Origin of the sequence: Candidatus Poriferisodalis sp. (genome assembly GCF_965221945.1) — a bacterium.
In the GTDB taxonomy this organism is placed as follows: Bacteria; Actinomycetota; Acidimicrobiia; order Acidimicrobiales; family Poriferisodalaceae; genus Poriferisodalis.
The window spans coordinates 2,643,403-2,656,474 of record NZ_OZ244925.1 but is presented as its reverse complement, the minus strand read 5'-3'; the positions used below and the strand labels follow the sequence as shown (position 1 = coordinate 2,656,474).

Annotated in this window: 13 protein-coding genes and 1 pseudogene; 8 read left to right on the top strand and 6 right to left on the bottom strand. The window is 64.6% G+C overall.

Features of this window, described 5'->3' with window-relative positions:
- Positions 1-47: 47 nt before the first annotated feature.
- Complete coding sequence (locus ACOQPH_RS12330; RefSeq protein ID WP_420621675.1) at positions 48-431, bottom strand: nuclear transport factor 2 family protein; 384 nt, start codon at positions 429-431, stop codon at positions 48-50.
- A gap of 202 nt (positions 432-633) precedes the next feature.
- On the opposite strand from ACOQPH_RS12330, the gene ACOQPH_RS12325 reads away from it, so the two are divergent.
- Both ACOQPH_RS12325 and ACOQPH_RS12320 read left to right on the top strand, forming a co-directional pair.
- Complete coding sequence (locus ACOQPH_RS12325; RefSeq protein ID WP_420621674.1) at positions 634-768, top strand: hypothetical protein; 135 nt, start codon at positions 634-636, stop codon at positions 766-768.
- A gap of 31 nt (positions 769-799) precedes the next feature.
- A pseudogene (locus ACOQPH_RS12320) lies at positions 800-970 on the top strand (IS1096 element passenger TnpR family protein); the annotation flags it as partial.
- A gap of 134 nt (positions 971-1,104) precedes the next feature.
- On the opposite strand, the gene ACOQPH_RS12315 reads toward ACOQPH_RS12320, so the two are convergent.
- Positions 1,105-1,593: a type II toxin-antitoxin system HicB family antitoxin gene (locus tag ACOQPH_RS12315; protein WP_420624390.1), complete on the bottom strand. Its 489-nt coding sequence runs from the start codon at positions 1,591-1,593 to the stop codon at positions 1,105-1,107.
- A gap of 3 nt (positions 1,594-1,596) precedes the next feature.
- Positions 1,597-1,803 (bottom strand): type II toxin-antitoxin system HicA family toxin, encoded by a 207-nt coding sequence (locus tag ACOQPH_RS12310; protein WP_420621673.1) that lies wholly within the window; start codon positions 1,801-1,803, stop codon positions 1,597-1,599.
- 126 nt (positions 1,804-1,929) lie between these two features.
- Between ACOQPH_RS12310 and ACOQPH_RS12305 the strand changes: the two genes are divergently transcribed.
- The 4 genes from ACOQPH_RS12305 to ACOQPH_RS12290 all read left to right on the top strand — a co-directional run bounded on the left by ACOQPH_RS12305 (position 1,930) and on the right by ACOQPH_RS12290 (position 7,779).
- Positions 1,930-2,781, top strand: coding sequence for an LLM class F420-dependent oxidoreductase (locus ACOQPH_RS12305; protein ID WP_420621672.1), 852 nt, complete (start codon positions 1,930-1,932; stop codon positions 2,779-2,781).
- Between the two features lie 47 nt (positions 2,782-2,828).
- On the top strand, positions 2,829-4,409 hold the full coding sequence (locus tag ACOQPH_RS12300) for an acyl-CoA carboxylase subunit beta (RefSeq protein ID WP_420621671.1): 1,581 nt from the start codon (positions 2,829-2,831) through the stop codon (positions 4,407-4,409).
- Positions 4,410-4,614: 205 nt separating this feature from the next.
- The gene (locus ACOQPH_RS12295; protein ID WP_420621670.1) at positions 4,615-5,316 is read left to right on the top strand and encodes an ABC transporter ATP-binding protein; all 702 of its coding nucleotides are present in this window, start codon (positions 4,615-4,617) and stop codon (positions 5,314-5,316) included.
- A gap of 9 nt (positions 5,317-5,325) precedes the next feature.
- On the top strand, positions 5,326-7,779 hold the full coding sequence (locus ACOQPH_RS12290) for an FtsX-like permease family protein (protein WP_420621669.1): 2,454 nt from the start codon (positions 5,326-5,328) through the stop codon (positions 7,777-7,779).
- A gap of 29 nt (positions 7,780-7,808) precedes the next feature.
- Here the strand turns inward: ACOQPH_RS12290 and ACOQPH_RS12285 are convergent, their stop codons facing one another.
- From ACOQPH_RS12285 to ACOQPH_RS12275, 3 genes are all read right to left on the bottom strand, one after another.
- Positions 7,809-8,801: an SDR family NAD(P)-dependent oxidoreductase gene (locus ACOQPH_RS12285; protein ID WP_420621668.1), complete on the bottom strand. Its 993-nt coding sequence runs from the start codon at positions 8,799-8,801 to the stop codon at positions 7,809-7,811.
- Positions 8,802-8,899: 98 nt separating this feature from the next.
- Positions 8,900-9,901: a tRNA glutamyl-Q(34) synthetase GluQRS gene (gene gluQRS / locus ACOQPH_RS12280; RefSeq protein ID WP_420621667.1), complete on the bottom strand. Its 1,002-nt coding sequence runs from the start codon at positions 9,899-9,901 to the stop codon at positions 8,900-8,902.
- On the bottom strand, positions 9,898-11,109 hold the full coding sequence (locus tag ACOQPH_RS12275; protein ID WP_420621666.1) for a nitroreductase family protein: 1,212 nt from the start codon (positions 11,107-11,109) through the stop codon (positions 9,898-9,900). Before ACOQPH_RS12275 ends, gluQRS begins: the two co-directional genes overlap by 4 nt.
- A gap of 164 nt (positions 11,110-11,273) precedes the next feature.
- On the opposite strand from ACOQPH_RS12275, the gene ACOQPH_RS12270 reads away from it, so the two are divergent.
- Complete coding sequence (locus ACOQPH_RS12270; protein ID WP_420624352.1) at positions 11,274-12,371, top strand: pyridoxal phosphate-dependent aminotransferase; 1,098 nt, start codon at positions 11,274-11,276, stop codon at positions 12,369-12,371.
- A 128-nt stretch (positions 12,372-12,499) separates the two neighbouring features.
- Positions 12,500-12,790, top strand: coding sequence for a nucleotidyltransferase family protein (locus tag ACOQPH_RS12265; RefSeq protein WP_420621665.1), 291 nt, complete (start codon positions 12,500-12,502; stop codon positions 12,788-12,790).
- Positions 12,791-13,072: the final 282 nt, after the last annotated feature.

Sequence of the window (13,072 nt, the reverse complement as noted above, 5' to 3'; positions counted from 1 at the left end):
AGACGCATTTCGGTAGCTGCACAGCCGCTGGCGAGGGCGTCGCGGGGCTAAGACACGCCGCGGCGACGCTTCACGGTGAGGTGCCGTAAGCGCCAGCCGTCAGTCGTGGATACGACGAGGCCGCGGAACGACGTGGTGCCGACCCGACCGCCGCCGATCAGCGCCAGCAATCGGAAGTGGAGCACCGCGCCTTCGGGCGTTTCGTCGACGTACACGTTGGTCATTGTGTGCGTTCGCACGTGCTCGACATCGTTGGCGACGAACTCCCGTATCGCCTCGAGACCTTCGAGGCGGGGTCCTTCGAGATCGGTCAGGTCGAATGCAGCATCATCGACGAACACAGTCCCGAGGCGGTCCCAATCCCGGTCGTCGAAGATGTCGCCGTAGCGGCCAGGAAGTTCGTGCAGTGCGAGTCGGTCACCGAGATTCATACAAGTCACGATAGATAGTCCTGACTGACGCGCTGACCGCTGGCGTCACCGCCGTCGGCCAGTGGCCGCCGAGGACAACTCCGATACAGGCCTAGTCGAATGCCTCGGCGGCGGCGAGTTCGGCAATGTGATCGGGCGATGAAGTGAATGGACGATTCCGCTTGGGAGAAGTCGGGGTAGCGGCCTTACCCGTGCGCCGCTGATGATCGATCGCTGCCAGCAGGCGCGCCGCAACAGCGACCTGTTTGCCACCGAGGTGCTTCCCGTGCTCAAGGAATGGGACGCCCCGCCGGTTGGCCTGGCTGCCACCGAGCTGACTTCCGCTGCCGCCGCCTGAGCGGCTTCGCTGCGGGCCACAACGCTGCTGCGTGTTGCAACTCGTTGATTCGGTGGATGATTCAAAGCTTGTCGGCTCAAGAGCAACGCAGCTCTACGAGTTGGAAATCACCTTGGAGGGTGCCCATGTCGATATCGATCGACGCGTCTTAGTGCCCGGCGAGGCCACGCTGGGTGACCTTCACGCTGTCATCCAGCTAGCCATGGGCTGGGCGGACTGCCACCTGCACGCATTCCGCGAAGGCGACGGCACCAGCTACGGAGACTCGAGCATCGGCGGCCATGGAGTGTGCCCGCCCGAGGACTGCGGCGGCGTCTGGGGCTACGCCGGGCTGGTTCAGAGGGCTGGGGCGGGCTCCGGGCTCGGTGTCCACTGTTCGAGTGGGGCGACTTCGCTGATCATGTGCAGGCCCACAGCGGCGAGCGCTCGTTCGATCTCGCTGGGCGAGGCGGGGCGGAAGATGTCGGTGAGACGACGAGCACGTGAGGGGCGCATGCCGATGCGGCGCGCCAGTTCGATTGCCGTGACGCCCTCAGCTCGCATGGCCTCATAGAGGGCGAACTGTGCTGCGACTGGCGCTGACACTGCGACGAGCACCTGACCGGGCTCGGACTCGCCCGGCTCCGGCAGGGATTCGTTGTTGTCGATGCAGAAGCTCAGCGCCGTCTCGAGACAGTCCCGAAGGTGGCCGTTCACTTCCTGCACCGACCAGCCGCCGGTGATAGCGGGTGGCACGTCAGGAAAAGTTGCGACGTAGGCCTCGCGACCCGTGGTCTCGGCCTCCTCGTCATCCAGCACTACCTCGCATGGGTAGGAGTGCCTCATTGATCAGAACTCCACCTTGTCGATGCCAAGCTGCCGGAGCATGGCCCGCAGCTTGCCGGGCTGCAGTTCAACCTTGGACAACGTTGTTGCCCTGTCGCCGAGCCAGACCCTGGCGTGGCTGCCCTTGCCGCGGTCTGGCTGGACCACGACAAATATGCCACGCTTGCGAGCGTAGCGGCGGAGTCGGCGCAGGAACTCCCGGTCGGTCACGGCTCGTCATGCCAGTCCGGTGGTCGTCGCGCGGCAAGTGAATTTCAGTTGGCGGGAACTATCGGCGCTGATCGGCCATGATGTTCGCCGCTGCGCCGTCCGAGCGCGGCGGACGGGGGCTCCCAGATGAGATTCGGCCTGATTTCCGCGAACTTGATGGGCAACGTTGACGGCGCTGCTGCACACGAGACCGCCCAGACCGCGGAAGAAGTCGGTTTCGATTCGTTGTGGGCGATCGAGCATGTGGTGGTGCCGAAGTCGTACAGCTCCACCTATCCCTACGACGAGGGCGGCCGGCTGTTCAAGGGCGCAAGCCAGATCGACCATTCGGACCCGCTCATCTGGCTGGCGTACGCCGCCGCCGTGACGTCACGTATCCGGCTGGCGACGGGCATTCTCATCCTGCCCCAGCGCAATCCGCTGATCCTGGCCAAGGAGATCGCCTCGCTGGACCGTTTGTGCGGCGGTCGTTTCGACTTCGGCATCGGCGTCGGATGGCTGAGAGAGGAATTCGAGGCGCTCGGCGTGCCCTTTGACCGCCGCGGTGCCCGAACCGACGAGTACATCGCCGCGCTGCGGGTGCTGTGGACGGAGGAGGAGGCTGAGTTCCACGGCGAGTTCGTGGACTTCGACCCTGTCTACTCCCAGCCCAAGCCGATCCAGCAGCCGGTGCCGATCCTGGTCGGTGGTCACAGTGACCGCGCAGCCCGGCGCGCCGGCGAGCTCGGCGATGTCTTCTTTCCGGCCGAACGGCCAGCCGAGGTGCTCGCGGAATTGTTCGACTCAGCCCGCAGGTACGCCGAGGCTGCGGGACGCGATCCGGCTGAGATCGAGATGTGGACGACGGGCGGAACCGACCGGGCCCATCTGGACCAGCTCGTCGCGCTCGGGGTCGACCAGATGATGGTGCCAGGACGCCGCCCTGCCCAGCTCGGCGAGACGTACGGGCAGATCCTCGCTGATTACGCGGATGCGTAAGTTGTCCGAGGCATCCATGACTTGTTCAACACCTGAGGAGGAGAGCGATGCCTGAGTACGGCGACGGCGACGCGATCAGCCACGAGCAACGGGTTGCCGAGATGCAGGCTCGAGCCGAGGTGATCCGTCGTGACATGGGCGGTGCGTCGAAGGTCCGCGCCATGGCAGCGGAAGGCGACCGGACGGTCCGCGAGCACATCGACGCTTTCGTCGACGAAGGCAGCTTCCGCGAGATCGGCACCTTCAGCCGCTCCCTCCGCCCCGAGATGCGCGACATCACCCCGGGTGATGGCAAGGTCGGTGGACACGGCAACGTCGACGGGCACCCAGTGGCCGTCTTCGGCGACGACATCACGGTGCTGCGTGGCTCGAGTTCGATCGTCGGCACCCGCAAAGAGAGCCGCCTGTTCGACCGTGCGCTCGCCATGGGCATTCCGATCGTTCATTTCGGCGAGACCGGCGGCGGCCGGATTCCCGACCTGATGGGCTCGGAGGGCATCTCCGAACCAGGCGCCATGTTCGAGATGGCCCGCCGGCGGCATCGGGTGCCGATGGCCACCATGATCTGTGGTCAGTCCTTCGGCGGTTCGTCGTTTGTGTCGGCCCTGAGCGACTACGTCGTCATGGTGCGTGGCTCGTGCCTTGCGGTCACTTCGCCGAAGGTCTTCGAGATCGCGACTGGCGAGGTCATCTCGTTCGAAGACGTCGGCGGAGTTGACGTGCACGCCCGAAAGACGGGCCAGATCGACCTCGGCGTCGACACCGACGAGGAGGGTTACGCAGCGATCCGCCGGTGGTTGTCGTTCATGCCGTCGAACGCCTGGGAGCCGGCACCCCGAGCCGAACCCCGCGGTGGCGACGAGTCCGATCCTGAACTCGCCCGGATGGTGCCCGCCCGGCGCACGCGCGGCTACGACATGCGACGCGTCGTCGCCCGCATCTGCGATCCCGAGTCGGTCCTGGAACTCCAGCCCAACTACGCACGCAACGTCGTGTGCGCGCTGGCGCGGCTCGACGGGTACCCCGTCGGCGTCATAGCGAACAATCCGATGTTCCAGGCCGGAACGCTGGACCCGCAGGCCTGCCACAAGATCATCCGCATGGCCACCGTGTGCGACTCGTTCAACATCCCGATGATCTTCCTCGTGGATGTCCCCGGATTCATGGTCGGCAAGCGCGTCGAGCACGACCTGATGCTCCATTGGGGCATGCGCATGATGCACGCTCTGCAGAACGCGTCCACGCCGACGCTGACGGTCTGCCTTCGCAAGGCGTTCGGCTTGGCATGGCAGGCAATGAATGGTTCACGGATGCCGAGCCATGGCATCTACTGCTGGCCGGGTGCCGAGATCGGCTTCATGGATCCCGAAGTCGGCGTGAACGTAGCATTCGGCTCGAAATTGGATCGGATGACCGATCTCGACGAACGCGAAGCCGAACGCCTGAAGCTGGTTGCCGAGGTAGCCGAAGCCACCAATCCCTTCGACGCGGCCGGCACCATGCGCATCGACGAGATGATCGACCCGGCCGACACCCGCCGCGTGCTCATCTCGGACCTTCGGATGCTGGCCAACCGGCCGGTGCCGCCACCCGAACAGCGACCGCTCAGCTACTGGCCAAGTTGCTGAGATTGGGCAGTTCGTGCACGCAATGTGGGCACAGCTTGATGCATTGAGATGCAGATGCCAAAGATCGGGCTGTGATAGACAACGGCTCAATTGACTTGGGATTATGTCCGTTGTTACTTGATGCCTTGCGACTCGGCTGCGCGTTGGGCCGGTACCGCTGGCCCTGTCCGCGCCGGTTCCTTTTGCTAACGGGGAGTTCTGTGCCGTGATCGATCTCGAAGGCGTCACCAAGCACTACGAAGTCGGCCCCGTATTGGTCACCGCGCTCGATGGCATCGACCTGCATGTCGACGCCGGCGAGTTCGTCGTGGTGCTCGGACCCTCCGGGAGCGGCAAGACCACCACGCTCAACATCATCGGCGCACTGGACACGGCGTCATCGGGAACGGTGAATGTCGGCGGCCGTGATCTCACGGCGTCCAGCCGGAGCGAGCTCTTCGCGCTGCGGCGCGAGACGGTGAGCTTCATCTTCCAGAGCTTCAATCTCTTCCCCGGCTTGACCGCGACCGAGAACGTCGAGTTCGGGATGGACGTATCCGGCAAGAGCGGATCGGCCGACCCCACCGAGATTCTTGGGTCCGTCGGGCTCGGCCACCGCCTCGGGCACTTCCCGCATGAGTTATCGGGCGGCGAGCAGCAGCGCGTAGCGATTGCGCGCGCGTTGGCCACCGGCAACCCAGTGCTGCTCGCCGACGAGCCCACGGGCGAGCTGGACTTCAAGACCGGTGCCCAGATTCTCGAATTGCTCGCCGAGCAAGCCAACAACGACAGGGCAGTGCTTGTGGTGACGCACAATCGCGAGATCTCACGGATGGCCGACCGCGTCGTCGAGATGAGCAGCGGGCTCATCATCAGCGATGGTCCGCCTGAGGGCGGGAAGACTCCGCTGTCCGAGCTGCACTGGTAGGTCTCGAACGTGTGGTTTCTCCGGCTGCGGTGGTCCCTGCGGGACGCGCGAAAGCGTTGGATCCAGATCGTTGGAATTGCCTTCACGATCGCCATTGGCATCGGCAGCTACGCCGGTCTCAGCAGCGTCACCGAGTGGCGGTACGCGTCCACCGACAAGAGCATCGAGCTCACCAATATGTTCGACCTGCGGGCGACGGTCGGCGGGGGCGGAGATGTACCCGTTGGCTCGCTCGCACAGATTGCCAGCGAAATCGACGGCATCGACGAGTACAACGAACGCCTCTTCCTTGGCACCCAGGTTGAGACCACCGCCGATGGCGAAGAGCTACTGGTGCACGGGCGCATCGTCGGCGTCGACACTTCAGGCGGAGGGCCAAGCGTCAACGGCGTCGAGGTCATCGAAGGCGACGGTTTGCCTCCATCGGGCGCCGACACGCCCCGAGTTCTGCTCGGACGTAACTTTGCATCGTTCTGGGATCTGCCGACACACGGCAGCCTCACTGTCGGAGGCGATGTACGCGTCGACTACGTCGGCCACGCCGCATCACCGGAGTACTTCGACATCCTCGAGGGCAACGGTTCGCTCGGCCAGTCCAACTTGGCTGTGCTGTTCGCCCAGCTAGCCGACGCGCAGGACATCTCCGGAAGGCCCGGCGCAGTCAACGACCTCGTGATGACGCTGGAGCCAGGTGCCGACTCTGACGCAGTGTCGCAGCAGCTCATCGACGCGGCCGCTATTCATTTGGACGGGATTCTGCTGGAAACGATCACCCGCGAGGAGTGGCCGTCGTACATCGCACTGCTCGGATCGCCGGAGGTCGATCAGAGCATCTACGACGTCATGTCGCTCTTGCTCTTCGTCGGCGCTGCCTTCGCAACGCTGAACTTCTCGGCGCGGATGGTGCAAGCGCAGCGGCGAGAGATGGGCGCGGCGATGGCGCTGGGTGAATCTCCCCGATCAATCGCCATCCGACCCCTGCTTATCGGCTTGCAGATTGGTGTTCTAGGCGTCATTCTCGGGATCGGCGTCGCCTTCGCGCTGGCCTTCCAAACAGCGGGGATCATTCAACAGAGGGTCATATTGCCGCTGTTTGAGATGCCCTTCCAGTGGGTTTTCTTTGCGAGAGCCGCGGCGATTGGCTTCGTGGTGCCAATGCTGGCCGTGCTCGTGCCCGTTCTACGCGCCGTACGGGTCCAACCGGTCGAGGCGATACGCCCGGGCCATCTGGCATCACGCGGAGGGGGTCTGTCACCCATCCTCAGCCGCCTGCCGTTGCCCGGTCGCAGTCTGGAGCGGATGCCCATAAGGAACCTGATGAGGGCACCCCGCCGCACCTTCATCACCTTGCTGACGTTCACAACGAGCTTGGCGATCATGTTCAGCATGGTGGGTCTGAACACTTCGTTTTCCACCACCTTCGACGAAGGCAATCGAGAGTTGCAGGGAGATGAACCCGAGCGCTTCATGGTGCAACTCGACTCGTTCTACCCAGTCGATTCTGCGCGAGTGCAAGACGTGCTCAGCGATTCAACGGTGCAACTCGGCGAGACCGGGCTGAGGCTTGGGGCGAGTGTCATCGCCGAGGCACCTGCCGAGAACATTGACGAGCAAACCCGGCTCGATCTTTCCGTCCGGTTCGTCGACTTCGGCAGCAACGTGTGGACACCGTCCGTGTCGGAGGGAGAGCTGCAACCGGGGGTGCCGGGCATCGTGCTCGCCGACAAGGCTGCGCGGGACTTCGGCGTCGGAGTCGGCGACGACGTCATCGTCACCCATCCTGAGATCGTCGACGGGACGTTCGCCTATGGCACGCATACGCTGCCCGTCCTCGCCACACACCCGCATCCGCTGCGAGTCAACTCCTACATGGACCTCTCGACCGCAGCCGATTGGGGCTTCGGAGGACTCGCGAATATCGTGACCGGCGTGCCAGCGGATGGCAGCAATCTGAACGACGCGAAGCGCTCGCTCTTCGGCACCGGTACAGGTGTGGCACTGGTGCAGGGGATGAGCGAGTCGTTCAAGTCGCTGCAGGACGCACTAGATCAATCGAGGAGCGTGCTCATCCTCACACGGATCTTCGTGATCCTCTTGGTCATGCTGATTGCCTTCAACACGGCGAATATCAACGTAGACGAACGGGCTCGGGACCATGCGACGATGTTCGCTTACGGCATTCCCGTGCGAAGGGTGATCGCGAACCTCTCGATAGAGGGCTTGCTGCTAGGTGTGGTGGCGGTCGTACTCGGCGCCCTGTTCGGCTACGCGCTGCTGCTGTGGATGGCGTTGTTCTTGATGCCGACCTCCATTCCTGAAGTGGGCATGCTGGTGTCAGTCCGCTGGTGGGAGATGGCGGCCTATTTCCTTGCGGCGCTGGTTGCGATAGCAGTGGCGCCGATGTTCTCGGGCCGCAAGCTCAAGAAGATGTTCATCCCGGGCCAGCTGCGGGTGATGGAGTAGGGCCGAGCTGCTGCGGATCGAGCTTCGTGCTAACCGTTCGGCAGGCTACTTACCCACTCTTGAGCACCGTCCCATAGACGCCGCGCTGTGTCGCTGTCCTGGGTCTCTTCCGAAGCTCGCGAGACGGCACAGGTCTCGTAGTACTCGCCCCCTCGCAACGGGATCATCGTTGCGCACGCGATCGTCGTTTGAGCCCCCTGGAGCGGACTGAGGAAGAACGGGGCCTGTAGCGGACTGGTCAACCGATTCATCATCCTCAATACCGGTTGCTGGCCTAGGCCCGCATTCGTGAGATTGCTGCGAACGTCGCCAGGGTGAACTGCGGCGGTTTGGAGCCCGTATTGGTCCGCAAAGCGACGCTGCAGCTCAAGAGCGAGATGCACGAGAGCGAGCTTTGACTGTGCATACGCATCCCACGAGTTATATGGCAGGGGCGGCTCGGAGAAGAAGCGCGCGTTGCTGCCCTTCTCGTGCACGACTGACGAAGTGATGATGATGCGGGCATCGCCCGTTCGCTCACCTGCACTCTGCAACCGGGGCAACAGCAGGCTGGTCAGGTGAAATGTGCCGAGGAAATTTACTCGCCAGTGAACTTCGGTGCCGTCGCCCGCAAGGATCGGCGTCTTGGCGCGCTTGGCGATGTCGCTGAATATGCCGGCGTTGTTGACGAGGATGTCTAATTCGTCCCCGTGATGCTCCCGGTGCCACTGCGCGAAGGCGGCGACGCTCAGGGGATCAGCCAGGTCAACGGGCTGTGCGACCAGCCGGCCCTGATCGACGCCGTCGGCGCGGAGCTCGTCACACAACTTGCTCTGCAAGGTGTCGGTTTCGCCCAGTGAAGTGACGACGACGTCGGCGCCCCATGCGGCGAGGGCCTTCGCTACGTAGTAGCCGATCGAGTTCGCGGCGCCGCCAGTGACGACGGCGCTTCGACCTGACAGATCAACCTGGTCCGCCATCGGCTTTGGTGCCGTCAGTCGACGGTACGCCTCCGCGAATACGTTCGCATTCTTGCCGGACATGGTGTGTCTCCCGCTGCGGTCGATCAGGCGGCCGTGACTGGAATCAGGTGGTGGGTCCCCGCAGTCCGTGCTTGATCTTAGGGACCTCTGCGTGCTGCTCAATTGGCCTCACGGCGAGCAGCATCCCGATCATTGTCGCGGTGTCCGCGACGGTCACGCTTGTCGCCCGCGGGTGGAGGTGTGCAGACCCACGGCTGGTTCGGTAGCGCCGCGGGATCGAAGACTGCGGCAATTGCAGCCAGGTCCTGGGTGGACGTGGCGGGTTTCAGCCCGAGGCTTGCCAAGAGAAGATTCGTGACATCGAGCGGGGTCTCGCCGAGCGCCCGCCAGTCCGCCAGAGTCACGGCGCCATCCCGCTTCGCGAGGCGCCAACCTTGCGGACCCAGCACCAATGGAACGTGCGCGTACGACGGGGATTCGACGCCGAGCAGTGCTGCGAGGTGCACCTGGCGTGGCGTGGAAGTCAGCAGATCGTCGCCCCGGACAACCTGGTTGATGCCTTGGGCTGCGTCGTCCACCACGACCGCCAGGTTGTACGCCGGGGTGCCGTCCCCCCGCTGGAGCACGAAGTCGTCGACGATGCCGGTGTACGAGCCGAGCTGCAGATCGGTGACCGTGAGCTCGGCGTGGCCCGAGTCGCTGGCGTCGACGCGTAATCGCAGGGCCGGGGGACGGCCGTCGCTGCGACGCCGTTCGCGTTCGCCGCGGGTGAATTGCCTGCAGGTGCCAGGGTATGCGCCCTCGGGCGACAGTCCGTGCGGTGCTGCTACAGCCTCGGTGATCTCGCGTCGCGTGCAGAAGCACTCGTAGGTGAGTCCTCGTCGGATCAAGTCCGAGATGGCATCGCGATACAGCTCCATCCGGTCGCTCTGGCGCACAGGCTCGCCGTCCCAGTCCAGTCCCAGCGCGGCAACGTCGCGCAGCTGCGAGTCGTAGAACTGCGGCCGCACGGCACCGTCGAGATCTTCGAACCGCCACAGCAGCCGCCCCCCGTCCGAGCGAGCGAACAGCCACGCCAGCAGTGCGGTGCGCAGGTTTCCGAGGTGCAGATCGCCGGTCGGGCTCGGCGCCCAACGGCCCGTTGTCGGGTCTTCGCTCAAGTGTTGCCTTCGGCGAGTGCCTTGATGCCCTCGACGCACCGCTTCATGTTCGCCAAGTGCTCGCTCTGGCGCCGCGAGACGATGCGCGGCTCTTTGTCAGGCATCGCTTCGATCGCGGCGCTGAGGCCAGATGGGCCGGGTCCGAGGCGGACCGTGTGGCGCAGCCGCGAGCGCTGACCATGCAGATGGTCGATCTCGTAGCGCCAGCGGGCGCCGGCGACATCCTCGGTCTCGCCAGTGGCCCAGCCGAAGAGGACGTTCGGCTCGTACTCGGTGATGGTGAGATCGATGTTCCACTCGCCGATGGCGGGATGCTGGTTGTGCCCGATGAACTTGGCGCCGAGGGCGGGACCGTCGTAGCCGGGGGCCCACTCGGCTCGCACGAACTCTTCGGAGAAATTCGCGCCCACATTGATGTCGCTGACGATTTCCCAGAGACGTTCGGGCGATGCGTCGATATCCAGTTCGAACGTGGCACCGGGCCCCTCACCGATGGCGCGAGCCGTCGCTTCGTTCCCCCGCTGCTCCCAGGTGCGGCCCCAGCCGTCGACGTAGGCGATCTCGTTGGCGCGACGGCGCGGGATGGCCCCGAAGTCCGTGCCCTTCGCGAACGCCAGCGGCAGCAGCGCGACCGGGGTGACCCCGTCAGGAATGCCCAGCAGCTCGCGCAGCTCGTCTTCCTTGTTGAGGATCGCAGTGGTCCACGCGGTCGCCATGCCACGTGCACGGGCCGCGAGGCAGAAGCTCCACGCCGACTGCAGCACGGAGTCGAAGAGTCCGGGCTTGCCGCTGTCGTCGTGCACACCCCACACGCAGGGAATGACGATGACCGGAACCTCCGCGAGGTGCTCCGCGAGATGGGAGGCAGATTTCATCACCTGTTCCATCGGATGGCCGGTGCCCGCTGTGGCATCGCGGCCTTGGCGCATGAATGCGCCGACAACCGAGTCGTACATCTCGCCGATTGCCTGCCGCTGGGCGGGGTCGCGGATCAGCAGCCAGCGCCGGCTTGCCTGGTTGCCGCCGCCAGGACCCTGCTCGGCGATGTCGATGCAGTCGAGCACGAGGTCCTGGGGGATCTCTCGCTCCAAGTCGAGACGGAGCCGCACGGAGCGGGTAGTCGACAGCACGCCGTCTACCGACACGAGGTCAACCCCGGCGGTGTCGTAGCGGGCGGGCACATGGGGGTTCAGCTCTGGTGTCGGCATGGCCGTCATTATTACCTGCCTATCGTTGCGATACCGAGTCAAATTCCCGGGGTACCGACTATTGGGCCATCTTGATTGACCGTCGTCGTACGATCAGAGACGTGGCACGGCTGCCGTACCTGAACTCGCGTCTGCAGGGCTACCAGTCGACGATCTTCGCCGAGATGTCTGCATTGGCGGTGCGGACCGGGGCCATCAATCTCGGCCAGGGCTTCCCCGACACCGACGGACCGATCGAAGTACTCGAAGCCGCGGTGAAGGCGATTCGCAGCGGCACCGCGAATCAGTACCCGCCGGGCATCGGCATCGGGGAGCTGCGACATGCGGTTGCGCGGCATCAGAAGCGGTTCTGGGGGATGGAGGTCGACCCCGACAGCGAGGTGCTCATCACGGCGGGCGCGAGCGAGGCGCTGGCCGCGAGCATCCTGGCGCTGACTGAGGTGGGCGACGATGTGCTCACCTTCGAGCCCTGGTACGACCTGTACGGCGCAGTCATCTCCATGGCGGGAGCGGTGCGCAAGGTGGTGACCCTGCGGCCGCCCGACTACGGATTCGATCCTGACGAGCTGGCGGCGGCGGTGACGGCGCGCACCCGGCTGCTGGTGCTCAACAGCCCGCACAACCCGACCGGCAAGGTGTTCAGCCGGGCGGAGCTGGAAGCCATCGCATCGGTGGCCGTCGAGCGAGATCTCATCGTTGTCACCGACGAGGTGTACGAGCACCTCACCTTCGACGGCGAGCACATCCCGATCGCGACGCTGCCGGGTATGGCTGACCGCACGGTCACCATCTCGAGCGGTGGCAAGACCTTCGCCGTGACGGGCTGGAAGATCGGCTGGGTCTGCGCACGCCCGGAGCTGGTTGCGGCGGTGCGCACGGCCAAGCAGTGGCTCACCTACGTGAGCGGCGGTCCGTTCCAGCACGCGATCGCTGTAGGGCTGGACCTCGGCGATGACTACTTCAAGGCCCAGGCCGATGAGTTGCGTGCCAAGCGGGACCGGCTGTCCGCTGGCCTGTGCTCGACCGGTCTCGAAGTCTTCGAGCCGTCCGGCACCTACTTCATCACGGCGGACATCCGCTCGATCGGGCACGACGACGGCGTCGAATTCTGCTGGAATTTGCCGGAGCGGATCGGCGTGGCGGCAGTGCCGAACGTGGTCATGTACGACAATGTCGACGAGGGCCGCCACCTCGTGCGCTTCGCGTTCTGCAAGCAGCACGACGTCCTCGACGCGGCAATCGAACGCCTCCGCTCGCTCTGACCGACCTGCACGATGGGTGTCTCGGTGTGGCACTGCAAGCTGGCCGCGACCGTGTCGAATGGCGGCACCGCTCCGAGCTGCTTTGGCTGCGGGCGATCGTCGGCAACCGCGCCGGTACAGTCGAAAATGTGAACCGTCGCGACGCCGTGCTCGAGACTCATCGGGTAGCGATCCGCATCGCCGCGGAACGCGCCAAGGCGCGGTCGATATCGCTTATTGGCTCGGTGGCCCGAGACGAGGACACGGACCGGAGCGACTACGACTTCCTCGTCGAATTCGCCGTCGACGCTGACCTATTCGACATTGCAGGCCTGCAAGTGGACTTGACGGAATTGCTCGGCCAGCATGTCGACGTTGTTGATTCTTCGGCAGTGCGTGAGAGCCACCGGGGAATGTTCGAGGACGCAATACTTCTGTGACTCGCAGCGACGCCGAGCGTGTCCACGACATTCTCGATGCGTGCAACAAGCTGGTCGAGATTGCGGCGCTTGGCCGCGCGGAATTCGACCGAAGCTGGATTCTCCAGAGCACCGCTGAGAGACAGCTTGAGATCATCGGCGAAGCGATGGTGTGGCACTCCAGTCGTCATGACTGTGTCTTGCGACCGCTGGGATCCGCCGATGACGAGCAGCAACCACGGGAGCCGGCGTCTCGCGCCGTTCGTATAGCGCATGCAGGACGCAGTCCTTGACGACAACTTC

Coding starts and splice junctions, on each gene's coding strand:
- ACOQPH_RS12270 (WP_420624352.1), top strand. CDS start 11,274: ATGTCTGCATTGGCGGTGCGGACCGGGGCCATCAATCTCGGCCAGGGC.
- ACOQPH_RS12305 (WP_420621672.1), top strand. CDS start 1,930: ATGAGATTCGGCCTGATTTCCGCGAACTTGATGGGCAACGTTGACGGC.
- ACOQPH_RS12300 (WP_420621671.1), top strand. CDS start 2,829: ATGCCTGAGTACGGCGACGGCGACGCGATCAGCCACGAGCAACGGGTT.
- ACOQPH_RS12285 (WP_420621668.1), bottom strand. CDS start 8,801: ATGTCCGGCAAGAATGCGAACGTATTCGCGGAGGCGTACCGTCGACTG.
- ACOQPH_RS12315 (WP_420624390.1), bottom strand. CDS start 1,593: ATGAGGCACTCCTACCCATGCGAGGTAGTGCTGGATGACGAGGAGGCC.
- ACOQPH_RS12330 (WP_420621675.1), bottom strand. CDS start 431: ATGAATCTCGGTGACCGACTCGCACTGCACGAACTTCCTGGCCGCTAC.
- ACOQPH_RS12325 (WP_420621674.1), top strand. CDS start 634: ATGATCGATCGCTGCCAGCAGGCGCGCCGCAACAGCGACCTGTTTGCC.
- ACOQPH_RS12275 (WP_420621666.1), bottom strand. CDS start 11,109: ATGCCGACACCAGAGCTGAACCCCCATGTGCCCGCCCGCTACGACACC.